Annotated in this window: 9 protein-coding genes; 4 read left to right on the top strand and 5 right to left on the bottom strand. The window is 36.4% G+C overall.

The window, feature by feature from the left end; translation table 11 throughout:
* Positions 1–30: 30 nt before the first annotated feature.
* The 4 genes from CLV94_RS03305 to CLV94_RS03290 all read right to left on the bottom strand — a co-directional run bounded on the left by CLV94_RS03305 (position 31) and on the right by CLV94_RS03290 (position 10,207).
* Entirely contained in the window at positions 31–4,677 is a 4,647-nt protein-coding gene (locus CLV94_RS03305; protein WP_121375021.1) for a LamG-like jellyroll fold domain-containing protein, read from the bottom strand.
* A 326-nt stretch (positions 4,678–5,003) separates the two neighbouring features.
* Positions 5,004–5,210 (bottom strand): hypothetical protein, encoded by a 207-nt coding sequence (locus CLV94_RS03300; protein ID WP_121375020.1) that lies wholly within the window; start codon positions 5,208–5,210, stop codon positions 5,004–5,006.
* 17 nt (positions 5,211–5,227) lie between these two features.
* Entirely contained in the window at positions 5,228–9,274 is a 4,047-nt protein-coding gene (locus CLV94_RS03295) for a M14 family zinc carboxypeptidase (RefSeq protein WP_121375019.1), read from the bottom strand.
* Between the two features lie 384 nt (positions 9,275–9,658).
* Positions 9,659–10,207, bottom strand: coding sequence for a hypothetical protein (locus CLV94_RS03290; RefSeq protein WP_121375018.1), 549 nt, complete (start codon positions 10,205–10,207; stop codon positions 9,659–9,661).
* 559 nt (positions 10,208–10,766) lie between these two features.
* On the opposite strand from CLV94_RS03290, the gene CLV94_RS03285 reads away from it, so the two are divergent.
* Genes CLV94_RS03285 through CLV94_RS03275 form a run of 3 tightly spaced genes read left to right on the top strand, consistent with a single transcriptional unit; the run spans position 10,767 to position 22,585 of the window.
* Complete coding sequence (locus tag CLV94_RS03285) at positions 10,767–16,001, top strand: DEAD/DEAH box helicase (protein ID WP_121375017.1); 5,235 nt, start codon at positions 10,767–10,769, stop codon at positions 15,999–16,001.
* A gap of 44 nt (positions 16,002–16,045) precedes the next feature.
* On the top strand, positions 16,046–18,883 hold the full coding sequence (locus CLV94_RS03280) for a helicase-related protein (RefSeq protein ID WP_121375016.1): 2,838 nt from the start codon (positions 16,046–16,048) through the stop codon (positions 18,881–18,883).
* A gap of 3 nt (positions 18,884–18,886) precedes the next feature.
* A complete protein-coding gene (locus tag CLV94_RS03275) occupies positions 18,887–22,585 on the top strand; it encodes an Eco57I restriction-modification methylase domain-containing protein (RefSeq protein ID WP_170148734.1) in 3,699 nt (1,232 codons plus the stop codon).
* Here the strand turns inward: CLV94_RS03275 and CLV94_RS03270 are convergent.
* Positions 22,582–23,682 (bottom strand): type IIL restriction-modification enzyme MmeI, encoded by a 1,101-nt coding sequence (locus CLV94_RS03270; RefSeq protein ID WP_211331176.1) that lies wholly within the window; start codon positions 23,680–23,682, stop codon positions 22,582–22,584. The two genes, CLV94_RS03275 and CLV94_RS03270, sit on opposite strands and share 4 nt — an antisense overlap.
* 82 nt (positions 23,683–23,764) lie before the next feature.
* Between CLV94_RS03270 and CLV94_RS03265 the strand changes: the two genes are divergently transcribed.
* Positions 23,765–24,931, top strand: coding sequence for a site-specific integrase (locus tag CLV94_RS03265; protein WP_121375015.1), 1,167 nt, complete (start codon positions 23,765–23,767; stop codon positions 24,929–24,931).
* Positions 24,932–25,010 lie beyond the last annotated feature (79 nt).

Here is a 25,010-nt window from a genome sequence, read left to right as displayed (position 1 = left end):
AACCTAAATTATAATCCCCATAAATTATAATTATCTTACAATGATTTTTGTACTCAAGTCGCCTTTTGTTGTTTTTACCTTAACGATATAAGCTCCTGTACTTAAGTTAGAAATCGGAATTTGGATATTTTGTTGTATTTCGTTTTCAACATTCCACGAACGTAAATTTTGGCCTAAAAGTGTATATGCCTCAATTGAAGTTATGGTCGTGTCTAGCAATTTATTTTTGATGTGTAATGTATTGTTGTTGCTTGTAAAAGCGATGTCAATGCCTTCTTCAAGTCCATGGTCGACAGTGCCTAGATTTTCAGTTGTAGAGAATCTCAAAGAGAATCTTCTGTCGTGTAATCCAGCGTCAAGATTTACCTGAAAAACGTTGTTTTTAATGCTGTGGTAGATTCCGGTCATGTTATCAAAAATGTAGACTTCTTGATCTTCATCTAGGTTTTCTACTTTGTCAAGCATGAATTTTACATTTCCGGCAGCGTCCGCTTTTACGGCCAAAGGATAGATATTGTCTGTGTTGAAATAACCATCGCCTTGGATTACCAATTTGGTTCCGTTGTGGATAAAATACATGTCGTTGACTTGGCTGTCGATGTGGATTGCATCATAGCCTGGCTCAATCTCTCTGCTTGCATTTTCGTTCATGAAGCCCAATAATATTTGCCTGTGGTAATTATTTCTTGAATCAAATCCAAGCCTTATTTTGATGAAATTATCAGGATCTTCTCCCAAATTTTCCGAATTATTCTCGAAATGATTAGCATGAGGAATTGTTCGGTTTCCGTTTCTGAACATCGCATTTGAATCAGCGTGATTCTCTTTTGCAAACTGTCTTTGGTTGTTATTGAAAATCATATCGCCTCCGATATTGCTTGATGTCACAAAGAATCCTTGTCCTACTGGCACATATCGGTTTGGAGCTTTTGATCCAGGTCCAATGTCTTCAAGCTCTGGCTGTGACATGGCAACGACTCCTCCGACAAGATTTCTTGCCGCATAACCCCCTAGATATGATAGCAATACGTGAGTTTCGCCGCCAAAATGATCCCAGAAATATAAAGTTCCTGTTGTCGAAGTCAAGTTGTCATTGATAAAGGCAGTTGCGTCTAAAGCAGAAGCATACGGATTTCCTGCCAGATTCAATAAGTTCGGACCGATACTGTATTGGATTTTTCCATTGTTTGGCTTGCCGACAAAAGTATAATTTTGGTTTGGCGTTGCAGCGGCACTTCCTTTCATCGTAAAACCTTGAGCGGCCTTCAAAGCTCCGGTATGTCCGACATAAATCCAGTTGGCATAATTATTAGAAGAGCTTTGGAATTTATAAATCCATTTGTTGCTTAATGTTATAGGCGAACCAGCAATTGCATCATTGGCCGATGTCCATAATATGGTTTGCGGTGTTGTCGTTGTTCCATCTCTGAGCACGCTATTTACAGTATAATTATTGTTGTTGGTAGTGCTATTTGGATTACCTACAGGAGAGCACCAATAGTTGTAATTGTATTTGTTACTAGTTCCTTGTTGATCTCTTTCTAAAGAACCTGAACTTGTCGGGTCTAGATCGCTATTTAATGTCTGTAGCAGCTGTGATTTTCCTACCAAGTCGATTTTTCCGTTTACTTTCAAGTAATGAGAAACCTCTAGTTTGGTATCGTTTTGGGCACTGAGCGTATTGTTGCTAACGATTAATCCTAAGACCGTCTTGTTTCCTACCGAAGTAACATTATGCGAAGTTTGCACGATATTCCAATCTACAGGAATGCTGCTGTTTACGATAGATACATTGTTCGGAAGCTCTTGCAATGTACCGTTTGTCCATGTTGCGATTGTAGCCCAGGCTCCGTCTGTCGTAGATACATAAGGCATCGGCGCTGTTTGCGTGCCTACGATGTTTTTGTCAACCGTAAGGTATTTGATTCTTGCCCAACGATTGTTGTCGGATTTATCTTTTATAGATGTTCCGTAAAAAGTATTCAAATCGTAATAAGCTTGAAGATTGTTCCAGGGAATTATGGAAATATCATTTTTTGTAATTGTGCTCGGAATGGTTCTTCCGTTAGTGGCGGTTCCGGTTTTTTCTATTTCCTGATTCATCACAAAGCGGATTTGAGTGCTTGTCAGCGCATTGTTCCAGATTCTGATTTCATCAATATCGCCAGAGAAAGTACTTGTAATAGTTGATTTTCCTTGCCAAACCGCACCAATAGAAAAGTTAGCTGTGTTTGAAACAGGAGTAGGAAGGCTAGAAGCTGTTGCATCTAAAACACCGTCGATATAAAGATTTGCGGTTCCGCTAGCGAAAGAGACTGCTACATAATGCCATTTTCCATTATTAATAGAAGTAGTGCTCGTAATCCTGTCAGCACCGTTCCAGTTTCCAACTAACTTATTAGAAGCGTTGATGTAGAACTGATAGGCACCATTTTTTGCAAGAACTGCACCGCCGCCGCTTGTGTGTCTGATCCATCCAGAAACGGTAAAGCTTGAATTTAGATTGATGTTTTTTTCTCCCAATACAAAATCTCCAGCTTGGTTGTCTAATCTGTATTTGCTGTCGAATTGGTTGGCAACACCAAAGCTAAAGTATTTCGTACTGTCAAAGTCATACCATGCCTCATAGTTGCTGCCTGTATCGGTCAGCGGAATAATATCCACAATGTCATTGCTGCCGAAAGCACTGCTTGACGAAACGATCAATACATATTCTTGTGTTGCGGTTTTGGTAAAGTTCGAAGTTAAAGATGATTTAGGAAGAGAAACGACGGTTTGTCCGACGTCTGTACCAGTCTCTACGATTTTCCATTTTCTGTTTCCAGAAATAAAAGAAGTGGTAAGACCTCCTAAGTTTACGTTGGTTGTTGTTCCTGAAGAAGCAAAAGAGCCGTTGTTGCATCCCCATACCAAATAATCTTTATTGGTTGAAAAAGTTGTTGCATTTGCTGTATTTGTGGCCGCAACTTCTCCTAATCCTATGGCTACATCAGTAGCTAAATTGACACTTCGGGATTGTTTTTGATTTAATTTTGAAAGATCGTCTCTTCCGATTCCGGCAATATTCCAGTTGAATCCTGTATTGGCAGTCGTGTTCCAGATTACTGTTCCGTCTGAATTTACGTAGTTTTGCGACGTACCATTAACGCCCATGGTGATACCGTATTTGATAGCCAGATAACTTTCGATTTTGATTCTTTCGGAAGCATCATTTTTACGAGAACTGAACGTAATGATTTCTGCAACTCTTCCGTCAAGGGTAGCTTTCCAGCCTTCGCTTCGTCCAATCCAGTATTTTCCATTGGATAAGTTCATGAAAGTTCCTGTTGAGGTTGTATTTACGACATTCAATCCGTTATAAAAAAGTTCTTGCGCTGTCGAACCAGAATTATTTCTAGTATTGATTATACCGACATTAGAATATGTTTTTGAGGTACTTGTTTCTGCAACTCCATATCCATTTCCTAATCCTGAAGATGTATTGTAGGCATAAGAAAGGACTTCGTTGTTGAATCGTTGTGAATAAGCTCCAAAGCCAACGCCGGTAGCGTCATTTGTTTGCGTTGAAGTATCAGAATCTGCACAGAATATATCCATACTTCCGAAAGAACTGTTTACGGTGACATTCGGAATGACAACTACAAACACGTCTTGGGTATAGTATCCTGTACTGCCGCCAAGATATTGCTGGCCTGCTAAAGCATAATTATAGCTGCTCGATGCTTCTGTCGAGATATTGTCAAAATCAATAACAGCGTTAAAATTGACGTTATCAGTTTGATTGTTTTTGTATTTAGGCTCCTGTCCTGCTGTATGTACTGTTGCATTGCTTCCCATAGCTTGTGTCTGCCATGAGGTTACATTGGTATTGTCTGTAACTGTTGAAGTACCGTTTACTAAGTCAGCACGTAGCCATAATTGTAAGGCAGAAGTAACGCCACCCGGACCGTTTGGCAACGTGTAAGTAATGATTACCTGTCCGTTTGCGCCATCACCTCCATTTCTATTAGAGGAACCGCTTGTTTTCTTGGCACCGCCACCGCCACCGCCAGGGTTGGAGCCGTCTGTCCCGCCAGCATTTTGAGTACCTGATCCAACTCCGGCACCTCCATTTCCTCCGCCTGCAGGAGCTGTACCGCCATTAGCTGTATTTCCACTGACTCCGTCAAGTGCTGTTCCAGCGGATGAACCACCGCCGCCGCCATAAAGTGTTATAAGGGCTGAACCGTTGGCACCATTTCCGCCAGAGCGTTTGAAGTCGCCTATACTGGCACCTGCAGCGCCTCCATTGCCTCCTCCGGTTGTGTTATTGGCAACGCTTTCTCCTCCTTTGGCAAGTAATAATGTGTTTGATCCGAACCAAGAGTCGCCTCCCGCGGCAGTGCTTGTGCTTCCTCCTCCGACAGTTACGGTATAAGAAGTTGTGGGTACTACAGTTAGTACGCTTCGAACATAAGCGCCACCGCCACCGCCACCAGCGCCACCGCTGTTATTGGTTCGTGTTCCGCCTTTTCCGCCGCCGCCCCATGCTTCAACAGTAATACTGGTGACGCCTACAGGTACAGTGAAAGTTCCAGAAGATGTAAATGTTTGATTTTGCGAATAGCTCACGGAAGTAAGCAATACAAGAAATAGTGTAAGCGCTAGCTTACAGCCTAGTAGGTAGGTTTTTTTCATAATCTTATGGGGTTTAGATTAATGATAAATACGATAAAATAGATTTGGGATTTTTTTGCTCCGGGTTACAGGGGCTTAGTAACTTGAGCGGCTATTTTATAGGTTTTAAAGATTAATATTAGATTTGGGTAGTCAAATATAAAAACTTTTTTCGAATTTTAACATAAAAAGGTCAAAAATATATTGTAAAAAAACGTAAAGGCTTACAAATACTGGTTTTGCAAGCCTTTAGTTAATAGAGAGTTATGGTTTTGATTAGGGTTTTATACCTACAAAAGCATAATTTTTGTCATGGAATTTATTGTTAAAATATCAGTCTTAGAATTTTACAAGTTTTCTGCAACTCTTTTTGATCTGTATTTTAAGAATATATAACCAAATCCTACTAAGGCTAATAGCCAAATATGATCGCTGATTGGAGCGGTTGGGCCGTCTAAATCTTCAGGAACTTCTTCAGGATTATCTGCAAACGCAGATAGTGTCGTAAATAAGAAGAAAATCAAGCTGCAAGTTTTTATTACTATATTTCTCATGGTTTCCTTTTTATTAATTAGTAAACTGCTTTTTTGATGGCAACGCCATTCTCTGCAGTAGTAATTTTTACAAGCAGTACTTGGTTTGCAATTAAAAGATTTGAAATAGTCGCTTCGTTGTCATCCACACCTAGCTTTGTGTAAATAAGCCTGCCGCTTACGTCATATAGCTCAATCTTGTCCATGATATAGTTTCCGGAATTGATGTGAAGGGCTTCGTTCTTTTTATAAATCACGATGCTGTTGGTGTTTACGGTAGGAATTTCTACACCTAGCAAGCTTCTGTATACGATTTCAAATCGATTGGTAAAGCTTCCAGATTCTGTTGAAAAGCTATAGCTTGACGTTTTCAGATTATGGATTTGTGTCGTCAGATTGTCTTTTAACAAGATGTCTTGGTCGGTTTCAAAAAGACCGTCGACATGATCGATAGCAATACTATAATTTCCTGGCGTATTCGTTTTAAAGCTTAACGGAACGATATCGTCTGGAGAGAATGGCAAGCTTCTTCCTTGTATGGTATATTCCGAGTTATCGATATAAGAGGTCAAGGCAATTGGACTATCGTTGAAATATTTTCCTTCAATTCCATAATCTATTCCTTCGGTAGCTCCGGCCATATAGCCAAGCAAAGTCTGGCTTACAACATCAGTTTCATTTGATAAATTCAACCAAATACGGTGTTTTTCAGCTTCATCAGAATCGGAATGGTTTTCTAGGCTACCGTTTCTCAAAAAGATGCCTGTATTAGTAGAACGTATGCTGTTGTTGAAATTTAGCGTTGATTGCGTTGCGCCATTTTTTACTTTCACGAAAAATCCTTGTCCGGTGCTGATGATACCATTCGGATTCATGGCAGCAACTTCAGGTTGAGCGCTTGTCATTCCAAGTCCTGTAGTTGTTGCATAACCGCTTCCAGCCACACCATTTCTTTTTCTCCAAAACCAAATTGTTCCGTCAATTGCGTTAGAATTGGAAGAAAATAATCCCGAAATCGAAATTGCTGATGGATATGGATTTCCTACAAGATTAAATCCGTTGTTAGTATTGGAAAGTGCAAAGCTATAGCTTCCGTTGTATGGAATTCCGACAAAAACTCCGTTATAAGAAACTCCAGGAATTGAAGAGCTTACATAAGAAGCATGATTGTCAGGAACTCGTATCAGATAACCTTTTGCTTGTGCAAAAGTATACGTTGCTTCGTTTTGGGCAGGATAGATGGCTTCGTAACTGCCATTATTTCCAAGCACAGGATTGTAAATATAAAACCTGTTTGTTAGAGTTGAAGGCGAAAAAATGCGAAGGTTTTGTCCGCTAACTGGCGATGACCATAAGGTATAATCAAAACGATACAATGGCGCACTGTTTCTTTTGACAGTAATTAGTCCGGTATTTGTAGCGTTATTCGTCTGGATTAAATTGGCATTGTTTTCTACTATAAAGTTTGCAGCGCTTGCATTGTTTGTAATGCCATTGCTAACGGTAAGGCTTGTTCCTGTAGTTACAATTATTGTATAGCCAGAGTTTACGGTTAGGCTTTTTGTAGTGAAAGAACCATTAGTGCTTGTTGAGAAATTTCCGTTTATGATCGCATCAACACTTGCTGTTGGTGCTCCGTACGACCAAGAAGTACCGTTCCATGTAGTTGAGGTTGGTGCTGTAATCGTGAAAGCAGTTGCTGCTGTCGAAAAATTATTGCAAGTGTTGTTGATTTTTACATCAATGGTACCGCTGCTCGTAATTTCAGAGGCTAGGATTGGAGCTGTTAATTGAGTCGCGCTTACAAAAGTCGTAGTTTTGTTTACGCCGTTCCAGCTGATTATAGATTCTCCGCTTACAAAATTAGTTCCGTTTACGGTCAATGTAAAGCCTGCATCACCTGCAATTTTGGTAGTCGGAGTAATTGTAGTTATCGCAGGGTTTGGTTTTACGGTCACAACAACTTCGTCTCTGGTACTTTTGAATGTCTGTAATTTCCAGTTGAAGAAAGTCAGGAATGTTCCACTTCCGCTATTAGCGGTTATTGATATGATTCCATTCGTGTAGGGATAAGTAATTCCCGAATCTGCTCTATAAATACTCGCTCCAGAAATTTCTCTTAAGACTAATCTCAAGTTGTTTTCTGCCGGAACAAAGAAATTCAAATCAATCTCTTGCGTCCCTGAAGCAGCCAATTTTATTACTTTAGATTCTAGCATTGCTCCAGCGCTATTTTGCAGTTCGACCATTACTTCTCCTGTAGCGCTTGTGTTGATCAAGACACTTTTTAGCCTTGCAGGAGCAGTAGAGCTGAAAATAGAATATCTGTTTCTAGCAGTTGCATTGTCTACAGTAGCACCTCCAGTAATTGTAGCCGGGCCAACTGTCTGTGGCGTTTCGCGTTCTACAAAATAAGATGTAGTTGTGCTTAGCTCTGGAGTCGTGTAAGAACTTCCTGTAGCCAAAACCGTTGGAGTCGTATTATTAGCATACCATCTGATAGTTCCGGTTCCTGTAGCTGTCAAGGCAGCAGTCTGGCCTTCGCAGATGGTCTTGTCGGCTGCAGTAGGAATAGCTGTGCTGGCCACCATAGTTATATTCAAGCTTGTTGCTGCATTGTTAGCAACGGTCACGCTTTGCGTCTGGCTTACATAGCCTGGTGCTTCAAAAGTAACATTATATGTTCCTGCAATAAGTACTTTGTAATAATCACCTAATGGACCTGTCTTTACCCAAGAACCCATCAAGTCATAATTGCTGATGTATACTTTTGCTTCAACAGCTTCGCCAGCGGCATTTTTTACGGTTCCTTTCAGACCATAACTGGCTTGTTTCATGTAATTTAGAAGTGCCTGTCTGTTTCTTTCCCAATAAAAAGGCAGGTTGGAAGCAGCTGGAAACTTTGTGGCTGAAATCTCAATGGTAACTTCTTTATTATGGTTAAAAAAGTTGTTCCAGTCTTGTCTTCCTCCGTAAACCGAATACCAAGCCGCGCCATTTGTTGTGCCTGCAAATTGTCCAGAATTGTAAACATCGTCCATGTAATTTGCATTTCCATCGGCAGTCTGGCACAATTGAGCATATTCTTTAGAGACAAATTTGAAATAGTTATCGTGTGGATGGTAGCTAAAATTAGCAGTACTCGGCGTATTCGAAGTATCCCAAGGAAAGTTTACGACTTCAGCACCTCCGTGATAGTTGGCTGCCAAGACAAAATTTCTTGTTTTTTCAAATTCGATAAAAGCAAGAGTTTCAGCTTGAAATGAATTGCCATCAGGATGGATACCGTCAATTGGGTCAGGATAGTTTCTGTTTAGATCGACTCCTGCCGCATTTGCTCTTGTTGCTGTATTTCCTGTGGAATTCATGGTGTCGTTTCCAGCTCTTTTATAAGAACCATCAGGATTTGCTAACGGACAGATGAAAATTTCTGTATTATTAACGATACTGCTGATTTCGCTATTTGTAGCGTATCCTGTCAAGAGATAATCAATAAGGCGCAGCATCGTAGGGTATCCGGTAATCTCGTCTCCGTGCATGGATGAGGTATACAGAAATTCAGGCTCAGCCTCATCAACTTGCGCATTGTCTGAAATTTTCAGAACATATAATGTCCTGCCGTTTGGAGTTGTTCCAATGCTTTGGAGCTTACACAAGCTAGGGTATGTTGTTGCCCAATATTGCATTTTTGCAACATACTCAGAATACTTTGGATACGCATTCCAAGTATCATCCCAAGCGGCTGTGCTGAAGGTAGTGTATTCATCTACAGCAAATTCATTTTCTGAAACGCTTACTTCAAACGGAATTCCATACGTCTGGAATTTTTTGAATTGCTCCGGATTGGCATACGCCTCGACCTTCAATTCGACCGGATCGACTCTTTTATGGCTGATGGATAAGAAATCGGCCAGTTCTTTAAATTGTTTTTGGTTTTGAGCTCGAAAAGTGAAGACAACTTCGCCTTTTTCTTGTAGATAGTGCTGAGCTTTTTCAAGTGGGGACTTGCTGTCAGACATCACTTGACCTTGAGTTATGCCCATAACGAATAGGCACAACATTCCTAGGAAGGTAGTTTTGTTCATAATTAATATTAGATTTGGGACTACAAACGTAGGAAAAAAGTTTTAAATAATGTTAAATTGTTGTAAATTATTTGATTTTGATCAAAAATGTTACTCAGATTGCATGAAATAAGACAGATGAAAAAAGAAAAATGAGGAGTAAATATTAAGTTATCTATAAATCTTATTAGGATTTTAAGCTTAATATTTAATACATATTTTTTACCCCTAATAGTTAGTTAATTGAACCGTTCTGATGCGGAGAATAAATATTCCTATTTGTATTGTTTAAGTAAAATAGAAAGGGCTGACAGAAATGTCAACCCTTTGTTTTACAAATAGTTCAAAAGTGAGATTCTTTGAATACTTTGCTAGCGTTTATGGAGATATTAGAGTTGGTAATACTCAGCAACCCTTATTTTTGCTAAAGTCACGCTTAAAAAGTATCTTATTATTTCGCTCAATATAGTCGCCCGATAGAATCAAATAGGGATGATTAGGCGAATACCCTGCGCTGCGACTTCTTACGATTATTTTGTCGTTAACTTTCAGGCTATTTAACTGCTGAAAATCCTTAGGAATAAATTGCATCATGTATTCTTCGCCATCAATCCTGACGATAAGCCATTTTGGTCCTGGCGATTTCGCGTTTGCGCGCTTAAAAGTAACTGAGGTTACCACGGCCTCCATATCGGTAAAATCTTTTATATACTTCCTTATTTTATCATGACTGGCATGCACTTTTTTACCTTCAGGAGAAACCTCCCATTCTTTGTACTTTATGCCGTCAGGAGAAGCCTCCCATTTTTTCCTGTTATCCAGGACGACTTTTCTGTCAGCAATAGAAGATGGCTTTGGGGATGGCTTAGTTGCATTTTTAATTTCACGATTAGCAAATACTAGTCCGCTTACCACAACCAGCAGTAAGATCAGCACATAGGTGACTTTTTTCATATTTTTTATCCTTTCAAAATTGATTCACCGAATTTACTTTGGTATTTTTCAATTTGAGCGATTTGGATTGTAAATAAAAATGTAAAACTTTGTAAATGATTGTAAATAGTACGTTTGATGCGGTCTCAGGCGGATATGAGGACGAAGAGCTATTCTCGTACTAAGTGTAATATACTGCGCTGTATTAATTGAGGATCAAAAAAAAGGGCTATAAAAAAAAGCAGCAATCATGAGATTACTGCTTTCCGTAGGGAGAACGAGAATTACTTTGAACTCTTGATCCAATTTTTACAAGTTTTAAATCAGATTTTGAAATAAAAACTTAGGTAATGCCGATCAGGCAATTCTGCTGGTTTTGCCTTTACGGGGAGGAGCTAATACCTTTATCTTTTATGACAAAAATGGTAGCAACTGCATTAACATGCTTATGAAATTGCGTTAGCTCTTTATGGCAAATAAAGTGGCAACTCCAATTAAAATCGTGCTACGAAATAACAGGTGAAAAATAATCCTTTCAGCATGTAACAATTTATTACTTTTACTACAAACGCTATTAAGAATGGATGCCTTTAAAACTCACGAAAATGTAATATCTGATTACAAATCATATTTACAATCTTTCATCAATATCAATGATGAAAGAATATTGGATTTTGTTAATAATTCTACTTTAATTAAAAACATTCTACCTGAACCACTTATACAATTTAATCCTTCGTTTGAAAGAGGAAATTCTTTAGACGAACTAATTCAGGAAAATACAATACATTCGAATTTATCGAAGGCTTTAGGTTCTTATAGGCTATATAAACATCAAGTCGAAGCAATTCAAATAGGTATTCGAGATAAAGGATTTGTAGTAACTTCCGGTACAGGTTCGGGTAAGTCTTTAACTTTCTTGGCTACTATTTTCAATGACCTTTTTAAAAGGGGAGCTAATAAGGAAAAGGGCGTAAAAGCTATATTAGTTTATCCAATGAATGCCTTAATAAATTCTCAAGAAGAGGAAATTAAGAAATATAAAATTAATTATTTAGAGAAATATGTTACTCTTCCGGAGATTGACAAATCTCATAAAACCTTAGATGAGATTATTAAGCAGTTGGAGAGTCTTACAACAGAAAAATTTCCCATATCATTTGCTAAATATACAGGGCAGGAATCTGGAAACGACAGAGATCAGATAAGAAATGACGAACCGGATATTCTTTTAACCAATTATATGATGCTGGAATTAATAATGACCAGACAGTCTGAGAATTGGTTAAGGTATTCTATGGCTAAAAACCTCAAATATATAGTTTATGACGAACTCCACACCTACAGGGGGAGACAAGGTGCTGATGTAAGTTTATTAAACCGAAGAATTCAAGCTCTTTCGGAAAATGATCTAATTTTTATAGGTACTTCAGCCACTATGGCTTCTCACGGATCTCCTGACGAAAAAAAGAAAAAAGTAGCAGAGGTAGCAACACAGATATTCGGTAAAGAATTTCCGGTTGACAATGTTATTAATGAATATCTTGAACCTTGCACTATCGCTAAACAGATTAATCCTTTTCAGTTAGCGAATGCTATACGAAATGGTATTGATCCTGAAGGAACTGAAGGAGATTTTATTAATAATGATCTAGCTAATTGGTTGGAGATGAATATTGCGTTAAAGTCTAACCACAATATATTAGAAAGAGGAAAACCTTTAAGTATTGACCAGATTGCAGAAAAAATACGCACTGAAACTTCCTTATCGAAAGATGAAATACGAAGTACACTTTCTGATCTTTTAAAATGGGCAGAACGCATCAATGAAAATAATAGATTAAAAGAAACTCGTAAATCCTTTCTTCCTTTTCGTTTTCATCAATTCATCTCCCAGACAGGATCGATTTCTGTAACGCTTGAACCAAGAAATATACGATATATAACTTCATCTGACGAACCTTTCATCAAAATCGAAGGAAAAGAAAGGAAACTTTACCCGTTGCTTTTTTCTCGATATTCTGGTTATGAATTTCTTTGCGTTGAATTAGATACCCACGAAAGCCAACTTTTACCGGTGATCCCGAATAAAGAATTTGTAAATAACAAGAAAGTAGAAGTCAACCAGAAAAATCCAGACATAGATGATTTTAAGTTTGGATATATAATATTAGACGAAGGAGAAGATTTCTGGAATACAGATTTTCGTGATTTAGTGCCTGCCGAATGGTTTAACAAGCAAGGAAATGCACTGCTTCCGTATTATCAAATGTTGATGCCCCATGAAATATATTTTAATAGTGACGGACAGTTTTCTTTTGAACCCAAGTTCCCTATTAAAGGTTATTTCATTCCTGCAAAATTAAGAATTGATCCAACAGCACAAATTATTTATGAAGACAGTAAAACAAGTGATTTTACCAAGCTTTCTAGATTAGGTTCAGAAGGTAGAAGTACTGCAACTTCTGTAATTTCTTATGCCGTGATTAACAGCCTTGCAGAACAGGGAGAAAAATTGCAGGATCAAAAACTATTAAGTTTTACAGATAATAGACAAGACGCTTCTTTGCAATCGGGACACTTTAATGACTTCTATACAACGGTTCGCTTAAGAGCAGCACTCTATAAAGCTTTAAAAGAAAGTGAGAACTCTCTCGAAATACACGAAATAGCAGAATCTCTATTTCAAATTCTGGGATTAAAAGAAAAAGATTATGCGTTATATCCATCGCGAGATGAAGATTTTCCCGATGAAAGAAATATTGAGGCACTTAAGGATTATTTGAAATATAGAATATTTCAAGATTTGAAAAGAGGTTGGCGATATACATTGCCTAACTTAGAACAAGTAGCACTTTTAGATATAGATTATAAAAACCTGAACAAACTTTCGGAATTAGATGATCGCTTTAAAAATCTTGGCTTTTTAGAACATGCTACAAAAGAAGCTAGAAAGGAATTTTTAGGTAATATTTTAGACTATTTCAGAACCAACTTTGCACTTGATCATAAATTTTTTAAAGATATAGCCAATATTGAAGAATTGATGAGAGACAGACTGCATCCTGAATCTTTATGGTCTCTTGATTATAATGAAAAGTTGGATAAACCTGCTGAAATGATTATAACCATTCCCTCTCCCAGACCAAAAGGAAGATATGTAGTGTCAATGGGGCTTCGGTCTAATTTAGGAAAGTACATTAATCGTTGCGTAGTTGAAGCCAGCGATGTAAAATTGAATAAGGATGCCTATATTGAGTTTATTCAAGAACTACTTACCCTACTTGAAAAAGCAAATCTTCTCACAATCGAGCAAGATAAAAGAAATTCCGATCTACGGTATTATAAATTAAGAGCGGATCAATTATTATGGAAAAAAGGAGACGGAAAAACATTAAAACTGGATCATACACGCTTTAATTTTCAAGCAGAGCTACCTGAACTAACTCCCAATCATTATTTTCAAAATTTGTATAAAACAGATTTTAATAAATTCAAAAAAGAACTGATAGCAAAAGAACACACAGGGCAAATTAGCGCATCACAAAGAATTGAAAGAGAGGATCAATTCAGACAAGGAGATATCTCCACTCTCTACTGTTCGCCTACAATGGAATTAGGTATTGACATAGCGAATCTAAATATCGTACATATGCGAAATGTACCTCCAAATGCAGCGAATTATGCCCAAAGAAGTGGACGTGCGGGACGAGGTGGGCAAACGGCCTTAGTTTTTACCTACTGCTCTACAATGTCTCCGCATGATGTGAATTATTTTAAGAATTCCGCGGAAATGGTTGCAGGGGTTGTACAGCCACCTAGAATTGATTTGATAAATGAAGAACTTATTATCACTCATCTGAATGCCTTTTTATTGATGAAATTAGAGATTAGTGAATTAAAAACTTCCGTGGCGGATGTTTTAGATTTATCTGATGAAAAAAATGTCTTCATAAAAAATGATATATTAAAAAGAATAGAACATCTAGTTTCTATCTCAAAAAATGATTTGCTAATCGAATTTGAAAAGATAGCTTATTCCTTATTACCAGAGCTTAATAAAACCAGTTGGTTTACTCAATTATGGGTATTAGATAAAATTGAGAAATTTCCAAACCATTTTGCTTCATCATTTAAACGTTGGATCAGGATGTTTCAAAATGCTTGTACACTTAGAAATAAAGCTCAGGCAATTTTGGATAATCATACTTACAAGGCAGATAGTATGGAAAGAAAAGAGGCTGCTAAACAAGAACGATTTGCCAGAAAACAAATAGCTTTGTTGAAAAACGAAGAGCAGCAGAGTTCTAGCAATTCCGAGTTTTATGTATTCCGTTATCTGGCAGCTGAAGGATTTTTACCAGGCTATAATTTTACACGTCTTCCCGTTCGGGCTGTATTGGGTAAAAGTTATCGCGATGATGTAGAAGTTCTTTCACGACCTCGCGCTTTAGCTTTATCTGAATTTGGACCGGCCAATACGGTTTATCATTCAGGAAGTAAATTCAGGATCAACCGAATGATGGTTCCGGATCTCGAAAATGCTACAGAAAAAATTCTCGTATCTAACAAAACAGGATATGCCTATTTTAATGATGAAATCAAGATAGCGAACATTGATCCTATTAGTAAAAGTCAGTTGAAAGGAGATACTATTGAGATGTTTTCGAACGTCGTAGAATTTTCTGAATGCGAAGGTATTCCTTTACAAAAAATCTCTTGTATTGAAGAGGAAAGAAGCCGATCCGGTTATGAAGTTTCATCTTATTTTAATTTTCCTCATGGAATTGAGAATGCAGAATCGGTTGTTTTAAAAAAAAGTGGCGAAAAATTACTCCAATTATATTTTAGCAAAACGGCTAATCTGATAAAAGTCAATAAAAAAGCAAGAAGATCACAAAATGATGGTTTCAAAATTGACCAAAGAAATGGTGTTTGGGTGCAGGAAAGAAGCCTGAAAGATAACGCGGAATTGCAACAGAATAGCAGAGAAATAATGCTTTATATCAAGGATACAGCTGATGTATTGTATATTCAACCTTTGGGCAATATCGGCACCGTCCCTGATCAGGTTGTCTCATTAAGTTATGCTTTAAAAAGAGGTATAGAAAAATTATTTCTTGTAGAAGAAAGTGAAATTGCGGTAAGCGTAATGGGAGATAAAGAAAAGCCTAATATTCTTATTCACGAAGCATCAGAAGGTTCTTTAGGTATACTCTCACAATTAATTTCTGATCCTGTAAAAATGAAGGAATGGTTTAAAATGAGCTATGAAATCCTTCATTTTGACTCAGAAACCAGAGAAGAAACGGAACAAGGTAGAGAACTACCTCACGCTACTTATCAGGATTTGTTGAGTTATTATAACCAGATTCATCATCAGCAACTGAACCGTCACATAATCAAAGAAGTTTTAGAATATTTGATGGATTGTGATATTGAAATTGTTCAAGGAGGTGAAAATGACCGGGAAGAACAATATCATTATTTGCTAAACGCATACGATAAAAACAGTGGTACAGAATTGGGATTGATAAAGCACCTGTATGAAAATGGATATGCACTTCCTGATCGGGCACAAGTAAATCTGGATAGCTATTACATCAATGCAGATTTTGTCTATAAAAACAGTTCTGGATTTACATTAATCTTCTGTGATGGTTCCGTACATGACTTGGAAGAAGTTAAAAAACGTGATCAAATTATTGATCAGATATTAAAAGAAGGCGCTTATGATGTAATACGTTGGCATTATATGGAGTCTTTGGAGCAATTGACAGAAAGACGAAAAGACATTTTTAGAAAAATAAGATAACCTGTCAGTAAATTCACAGGTCAATAAAAAAGTAGGGATAAATAATGAGCAATAAATATACTCCAGGAAACTTAGTACGATATAGAAATCGAGATTGGATGGTACTCCCATCTAATGAAGATCAGGTTATTTTAGTAAAACCACTTGGTGGTTCTGATGAGGAAATTACTGGTATTTTTATGCCTTTAGCAAAAGATGTCGAAGCTGTAGAAAAAGCCACCTTCAAAGAACCGACACCAAATCAGATCGGGAACTTTGAAACGGCAAAACTTCTGTATAATGCCTCCCGTCTTTCTTTAAGAAATGCCGCAGGCCCATTTAGAAGTATGGGGAAGCTGTCCTTTAGACCTAGATCGTACCAAGTTGTTCCATTAGTAATGGCACTAAAGCAGGACGTTACCAAAATATTAATTGCTGATGATGTTGGTGTTGGAAAAACGATAGAGGCCTTACTCATTATCAAAGAGCTGATTGAAAGAGGTGAGATCAAAAGATTTGCGGTGATTTGTCCTCCTCACTTGTGCGAACAATGGCAGCAGGAATTAAAAGACAAATTAGATATTGATGCAGAGATTATCCGTTCCAGTACAGCATCCCGTTTGGATCGTATGGTACCTGATGATCGCTCTGTTTTTTATCATATCCCATATCAGGTAATTTCGGTTGATTATATAAAAACAGATAAACGTAGAGGTATCTTTCTGAATGATTGCCCTGAACTAGTTGTGGTGGATGAAGCACATACCTGTACTTTACCTAAAGGAGCATCTTCAAAAAATCAACAACAACGATATAACCTAATTCACGATATTGCTTTAAATAAAAATCGACATTTGATATTGCTTACCGCAACACCGCATAGTGGTAAAGATGAAGAGTTTCTTTCTCTTTTAGGCTTATTAAATCCAGCTTTCGAACGATTGAATTTTGAGAAATTGGAACAGGCTGACAGACGAAAAATTGCACAATATTTTATCCAGCGTAAGCGTGAGAACATCCGTAGGTGGTTAAATGAAGATACATTGTTTCCTAAGAGAGATTCTAAAGAAGTAGGTTTCACATTGTCAGAGGAGACTAAAGCCTTTTATAATGAATTAGTGGCATTTGCACGAGGAATTTCTGATGTTGAGACAGATAATGAAAATACAAGACTTTTGCGTTCCTGGGCTGCAATTGCTTTAATTAAAGGAGCCATGTCAAGTCCTGCTATGGCTAAAGAAATGTTAGAAAAACGCCATGCAAAATTGACTGTAGAAGAAGAAATGGCAGAAATTGGTACAGACGCTGTTGAAGATACATTGTTTGAAGAAAATGAATTTGGTGTGGATTTTTCGAGATCTGATCTGTTGAATGCTGTTGATTATAAAACAGCAGAATTGGAGGGGCTTACGAAATTATTAAAACGAGCAGAGTTTCTAAATGAACGTGAGGAAACAGATCTTAAGATAAAACATACCATTGATCTGATTCGAAAATGGGTAAAAGAAGGCTTTCAGCCGATCATTTTCTGTCACTACATTGCTACAGCAAAATATATGGAAGAGAAGCTAAAAGAAGCTCTTCCTAAAAACGTATTAGTCCAGGCTATTACTTCTGAACTGGCAGATGAGCAGCGTAAAGAAGAAATTGAAAGAATGGGGGAACAGGAAAAAAGAGTGCTTGTAGCTACAGATTGTTTAAGTGAAGGAATCAATTTACAGGATCACTTTAATGCGGTTTTGCATTACGATCTTCCTTGGAATCCGAACAGGATAGAACAACGGGAAGGTAGAGTTGACCGTTTCGGGCAAGCTTCAAAGAATATTAAAACATATATGCTTTATGGAGAAAATAATCCTATGGATAAGTTTATTCTGGAGGTACTAATTCGTAAGGTACGTGAAATTCAAAAAAGTATCGGAGTTACCATTCCTATCGGTGAAAATAATAAATCGCTGATGGCAGAACTTACCCAGAAAATTTTGAAAACTGCATCAGAGACAGAACAATTGACCCTTTTTGCCGAAGACAAAATAAGAATTGATAACGAGTTGGAAATGGCTCGTAAAAAAGGAGAAAACTTGCGCTCTATTTTTGCTCAGGAATCCGTAGATGCGGAAACAATTAAAAAAGATCTGCAAGAAGTAGATGAAGCTATTGGTGATCCAAAAGTGGTGGAAAGTTTTACTGTATTTGCTTTACAATTATTAGGATCCTCATTCACACCTGATTTTGAAGGGTATAAAATCCAGACAACGAATCTTCCTAAACATTTACAAGTCGCGTTGCTTTCAAAAACAGAACAACTGAAAGGAAAAGCAGAAACTAAAATTGCTTTCATTTCACCTACACCTAAAGGCTATCAATATATTGGAAGAAATCACCGCTTTGTAGAGCAACTTTGTCACTACATAGTAAGTAATGCGTTTGAAGAAAAAGGTAATTCTTATGGTTTGGCAAGAACCAGTGTGATACAAACAGAAAGCGTTCAAAATAAGACGACTTTGGTAATGTTCAGGGTTAGAAATGTAGTCAAAGAAGTACGCTCCCGAAATGAATCCGTGGCAGAAGAAATGTATCTGTGGGGATATATGGAAAATGAGAATGGCTTACAACCTATTAATTTTGAAGAGGCTCAAGAATTATTGAACGAGGCTATTCCTTTAAGTAATATGTCTATTGAACAACAACAGCAGCTTTTAGCAATAGAACTAAATTCTTTTGAAAAGAAAAAGGATGCTTTTATAGAAATTGCCACAGAGCGTGCTGATAAATTGGTTGAGGCTCATGGACGATTTAAAACGTTAATTGGGGGGCGGAGTTATGAAAAGTCAACTCCGGTGCTTCCGCCAGATGTAATGGGGGTTTATATCTTATTGCCAAAACCTAAAGACCTTTTTTAAACCATGAAATTAACAACAATTAATATACAGGGAAACATTTTTACCAGCGAAATTCTTGAAAAAATTCGTCAGGATGATATTAGTTTCCAAAAACCGCAAGACTTTGGCTTAAAGCCCAGTGAACAAGTTCGCGATGAGATAAGTAACGCCTGGAGCCTGCTCAATACACATTGGCAAATCTTTAAACAGAAGCGAAGCTCGTTTTCAGAAATTGATAAAGGAATTTCTGAAACCCGTAAATATTGGATTGTCCCGCTTCTCAATCTCTTAGGCTATCAGGTTGCTCTTTCCAATGCTGAAATTGTTAACGGAAAATCTTATGCGATCTCTCACAGAGCTTCCAATAAAGATGGTTTTCCCATACATATTGTAGGTAGTGAACAATCAATGGATAAAAAGGCAGAGAGCGGACCCAGACTGTCTCCTCATTCATTGGTGCAGGAATATATTAATTCTACAGAATACATTTATGGATTTGTTACCAATGGTAATCATTTCCGTGTATTGCGTGATGCTACACGACTTTCAAGACTAAGCTATCTAGAGTTCAATCTAGAACAAATGATGGAAGAAGGTCACTATGCCGAGTTTGCTATTTTTTACCGATTACTACACGTTTCCCGTATCAACGATAAAAAGGAAGACGGGAAAGATGCCGTTCTTGAATATTATCATAACGAAGCTTTAGCTTCGGGATCACGTATTCGCGAGCGATTAAGTTTGGCTGTTGAGCATTCAATCCTAACGTTAGCAAATGGGTTACTTTCTCAACAGGAAAATACGGAATTAAGAACTGCTTTTGAAGAAGAAACGCTTTCGGTAAAAGATTACTACTTACATATCCTAAGATCTGTATATCGGATACTGTTTTTATTGGTAATCGAAGAACGTAATCTGATTTATAAAGAAAATTTAACCGACGATGAAAAGAAGTTTAAAGATATCTACTATCAGTATTACAGCATTCAACGTCTGACTTTTCTGGTGAATAAAGCCGTTTATATCGATCCGAAGAAAACAGATCTTTGGCAATCGTTAATGACAACATTCAGACTATTTGAAGATAGACATTATGGTAAAGAATTGGGAATTGATGCGCTAAGCTCTGGAATTTTTAATCGAAATGCTATTGTAAGTATCGAATCCACTACATTAAATAATAAAGATGTATTGAATGTATTTAAATCTTTAGTCACATTTGAAAATGAAAATAAACAGACCATTCGGGTCAACTATGCCGATTTAGATGTAGAAGAGTTTGGCTCGGTGTATGAAGGATTATTAGAATTTGAGCCAGTAGTAGAAAATGCCGAATTTAGATTTAAACAAGGGGATGATCGATCCTCATCAGGTTCACACTATACTCCTGAAGAGTTAGTAAAGCCATTGATTATTCATTCTTTGGATCATGTGATTGTTGACAAATTAAAAGAAGAAGATCCCGAAAAGGGACTTTTGAGTATTACGGTATGTGATGTGGCTTGTGGAAGTGGGCATATTTTACTTTCCGCCGCTCGAAGAATTGGATTTGAACTCGCAAGAATAAGAAGTAGCGAAGATCAGCCTACACCATCTGTTTTGCGTATAGCAATTCGTGATGTAATTAAAAACTGCATTTACGGAGTCGACTTAAATCCTTTAGCTGTAGAACTGTGTAAAGTAGCTTTGTGGCTGGAAGCACATGATCCTGGTGAACCCTTGAATTTTTTAGATCACCATATTAAAAATGGTAATGCCATTGTAGGATTAGCAAATTATGAAGAACTACAAAATGGAATTGCTAGCGAGGCTTTTAAGTTCTTGTCTGGCGATGAAAAAGCAATAGTTTCTGCCTTTAAGAAACGTAATGATGAGGAACGTAAATTGCAAATGAGTGAACTGTTTGATTTGAATGCAGTAGATGGAGATTTTGTAGATGTACAAAAGTCAATAACTCAGTTTAACCAAATGCCGGAAAAAACTTCTGAACAGATCGAAAAGAAAGCTAAAGTTTATTACGATTTAACCAATGGCAAAAAATGGTTCAGACTCAAACAACTGGCAGATTTACAAGTAGCACAGTTCTTTATCCCCAAAACCACAGAAAACAAAGAAAAGCTAACTACGCATAGTAAATACAAGACTTATCTGAATTCTGGTACTCAGATCTTTGATCATGGAGCAAGTATGGCTATTGCAGAAAATAAAAAATTCTTCCATTGGTTTCTGGAGTTCCCGGAAGTTTTCAAGCAAGGGGGGTTTGATTGTATATTAGGTAATCCACCATTCTTGGGAGGACAAAAGTTAAGTGGAAATTATGGAACGAATTTTCTTGAGTATCTAAAATATATATACAGACCAATTGGAGCAGTAGATTTAGTAACCTATTTTTTCAGAAGAATTTTTGATGTAATTAAAATAAATGGATTTCAATCTTTAATATCCACAAATACTATTGCTCAAGGTTCTGCCCGTGAAGGAGGCTTAGATGTTATATGTTCAAATGAGGGAGTTATTAATCATGCCATTCGTTCGATGAAGTGGCCGGGACAAGCTGCCGTTGAGGTTTCTTTAATTACTATACATAAAGGCGAATGGAAAAATCAGTTTATTTTAGATAATAAATCTGTAGAAAGAATTACATCTTATTTGGATGATTCCGAAGTGATGGGAAAACCTATGCCTTTATTATCAAATAAAGGAAAGAGTTTTCAAGGGAGTATTGTACTGGGGAAGGGGTTTATATTAACACAGGAAGAGGCTTTAACTTTGATTGATAAGGATCCTCGAAACAAAGAAGTATTGTTTCCTTACCTGAATGGAGATGATCTTAATAACAGTTCTAACCAAGAGCCTTCTCGTTGGGTGATTAACTTTTTCGATTGGCCGGAAGAGAAAGCTCGAAATTATCCAGACTGCTTTGATATAGTTGAACGTTTAGTCAAACCAGAGCGGCTTATCCAGAAAGATATAGGGGGCAAAGAAAAATGGTGGCAGTTTTTAAGATCTAGAAAAGAACTGTACGCTACCATATCTGAGTTAGACCAGGTAATGGCGATCAATAGAAATACTAAATATCTTGTCTTTGATTTTCAAAACAGTCGAAATATAGTATTTACAGATTCTATAATTATCTTTTCACTTTCAACATTTTATGACTTTGGCATTTTGTCATCTTCAATACATGATGTCTGGGCTTGGAAAAATAGTTCTACAAAAGGGTCTGCAACTCTTAGATATTCTGCAGGTATTGCATTTGAAGGGTTTCCTTTTCCAGATAAAAGTAATATCGATAATATAAAGGCTATCGCATCAAAATTGAATAATTTACGAAAATCAATAACATTGCGTCAGCAAATAGGGCTTACAGAGCTATATAATCTTATAAATACAAGAAATGTATCCATTTCAGGATCAATTGTTAACGATTTAAATCAAGTGCGTGAATTACATTGTGAATTAGATGAAGCAGTATTAACTTCTTATGGTTGGAATGACATACTCCTTAAGCATGAATTTTACGAGATTGATTTTCTTCCTGAGAATGACAGAATCCGTTTTTCTATTCATCCAGATGCGCGTAAGGAGATTTTAAAACGTTTATTGATGCTCAATCATCAAAGTTACAAAAAGGAAGTGTCCGAAGATTTAAAAAACATCAAGGCTAAACATAAAAAAATAGATAATAAAAAGAAAGAAGACAATTTCCCGAAGTTATTTTAATCTTCGGGAAATAAAGTGTTTGTTGAAATTTTTGAAATAACTTTCGGTCTTTTCTTAACCATATTCTTATCCAAAGTATCAGATTTAGATTGTTCAAGATTTAATAATAACAACCGCTTTAGAATTTCTTTCGTGACAGTGGGGTGTATTGTAAATCTTATGCGATCTTTTTCAGGAAGATGATCTAATTCATAAAAACTATGCTTTAAATCTATATCATTCCATTTATATAATTTAATGATTTCGAAATCAATAAGCTTGTATAGCTCTCTCAGTTGAATTATATCATCATATATTTCAGCTTTATTGTTAAGTTGAATATCATGGAATATATTTTGTAAATCTGTTAAACCTAATTGATAATGCTTCATTATTCTCAAACGAGTTAGATGAAGTTCGTTTCCCAAACCATTTAACTCTTCCGACATAACTGTCGGAAAGGTGAATGTCTCAAAAGCGTTCGTTCCAGAATACCGTAATGTAGAAACTCCCATTGTTGAACTATTTTTCCAAGCCCAGACATCATGGAAAGAAGAGTTTAATATTGCTAATTCTGAAAATGTATTAAGAGCAAATACAATGGTTGCATCAGAAAAGACTATATTATTTTTGCAAATAGAAATTAGTAAATATTTGGCATGACGGTTTAATACCATTACCTGGTCTAACTCAGATATAGAATTATAAAGTGAAGGTCTTTTCTCTCCATAAATCCACCATTTTTCAGGTAGTGGCTTTCTAAGTGCATACGTTCCAACAATCTCATTACCCTGGCTATCTAATTTCCATCTTTGCCGTTCAGGTTTTACAAATTGTTCTATAATTTGAAAACAGTCAGGATATGTTCTAGCTTTTTCTTCATTCCAGTCGAAAAAGTTAATCACCCATCTGGAGGGCTCTTGGTTAGAACTGTTATTAAGGTCATCTCCATTCAGATAAGGAAATAATACATCCTTATTTCTTGGATTTTTTCGAATTAACTTTTCTGCTTCTTCAATTGATAAAACAAACCCTTTTCCTAATACAATACTGCCTTGAAAACTCTTGCCCTTATTAGCGGCTAAAGGCATAGGTTTTCCCATCTCTCCGAATTCCAAATATAGTTGCTGGTTTTTACTGCTTTAAATCTGTCAGTTTGCAGATTATGAATAAATTCACTTCACAAATACTTCAGTAACTATGAGCATACAAATAAGCTATCGCTTTGTAATAAAAAAAGAAAAGAACAAACAGGGGCTATATCCAATTTATTTAAGAGCATTTTTAAAAGGAAAAAAAATAGAAACTGCTACGCCAGTAACGATTCCTTTGCGTGACTGGTCATTGAGAAATCAACGGGTGAAATTTCAAAATAAACACCATGAAAGATACAATATGGTACTAGATGCAATAGATAAAAAATCCATCAAACTGTTGGTAGATAATTTTTTAAACGAAGAATATCCTCTTTCATTAGCACAGTTCAAAGACCGTTTACTTGCCTTAAATCATTATTCAGTAAAACAAAGTTTTACAGATTATATTCTTGGTTATTTAGAAGAAAATAAAACAAAATTCAAGATAGAAACCTGGTTCGGATATAAATCTCAGATTTCTAAGATTCTTAAATTCAAGAAAGAAATACTTTTTTCAGATATTAATGAAAGATTTATAAATGATTACAGACAGTATATGTTAAATACTTTAAGCAATAATGAAAATACAGCAAGTAAAAGTCTGCGAGTCCTCCGAACGTTTGTCAATATCTGTATGCGTTTCGGCCATATAAAAACGAACCCATTTCAATATACTTCCATTAAAAAAGTGGACGGTAAAAGAGATTTTCTCTCAATCGAAGAGTTGAATAAACTTATTGATTATTATTTAAAGGATAATTTCAACAAATCAATAGAGAAAGATATTCTTGGGTATTTTTTATTTGCTTGTTACACTGGACTTCGATATTCAGATCTAAAAACCTTCTCAACGGACTCTATAATTGATAATTCTATACACCTCAAAATGCATAAAACAGGATATTTAGTAAATATTCCTCTTAGCAAGAAGGCAAAAAAGTTTATTCCCGTTACACCTTTTAATAACAATTGTGTATTTAGAATATATTGTAATAAAGTAACAAATAGAATATTAAAAAAGATAGGAATAGAGCTTTCATTCAATAAAAAACTTACTTGCCATGTAGCTAGGCATACATTTGCCACTACCTCAATTTCATTAGGAATTCCAATAGAAGTGGTAAGTAAATTATTAGGGCATACTAATATACGGACAACTCAGGTTTATGCAAAAATTGTCGATACAGTTAAAATAAAAGAAATGCAAAAATGGGATGATTTAGAAACATAAGACTTAAAATGTCTAATGAAAAAAAAATATTTCCTATATAAAATACTATTCAAACTTAATAATAAGGTTTGTTTTTTAC

Origin of the sequence: Flavobacterium endophyticum (genome assembly GCF_003634455.1) — a bacterium.
GTDB lineage: Bacteria > Bacteroidota > Bacteroidia > Flavobacteriales > Flavobacteriaceae > Flavobacterium > Flavobacterium endophyticum.
Note: the sequence above shows the minus strand (reverse complement) of the source record. Positions and strands in the feature narration are given on the sequence as shown.

Coding starts and splice junctions, on each gene's coding strand:
- CLV94_RS03305 (WP_121375021.1), bottom strand. CDS start 4,677: ATGAAAAAAACCTACCTACTAGGCTGTAAGCTAGCGCTTACACTATTT.
- CLV94_RS03300 (WP_121375020.1), bottom strand. CDS start 5,210: ATGAGAAATATAGTAATAAAAACTTGCAGCTTGATTTTCTTCTTATTT.
- CLV94_RS03295 (WP_121375019.1), bottom strand. CDS start 9,274: ATGAACAAAACTACCTTCCTAGGAATGTTGTGCCTATTCGTTATGGGC.
- CLV94_RS03290 (WP_121375018.1), bottom strand. CDS start 10,207: ATGAAAAAAGTCACCTATGTGCTGATCTTACTGCTGGTTGTGGTAAGC.
- CLV94_RS03285 (WP_121375017.1), top strand. CDS start 10,767: ATGGATGCCTTTAAAACTCACGAAAATGTAATATCTGATTACAAATCA.
- CLV94_RS03280 (WP_121375016.1), top strand. CDS start 16,046: ATGAGCAATAAATATACTCCAGGAAACTTAGTACGATATAGAAATCGA.
- CLV94_RS03275 (WP_170148734.1), top strand. CDS start 18,887: ATGAAATTAACAACAATTAATATACAGGGAAACATTTTTACCAGCGAA.
- CLV94_RS03265 (WP_121375015.1), top strand. CDS start 23,765: ATGAGCATACAAATAAGCTATCGCTTTGTAATAAAAAAAGAAAAGAAC.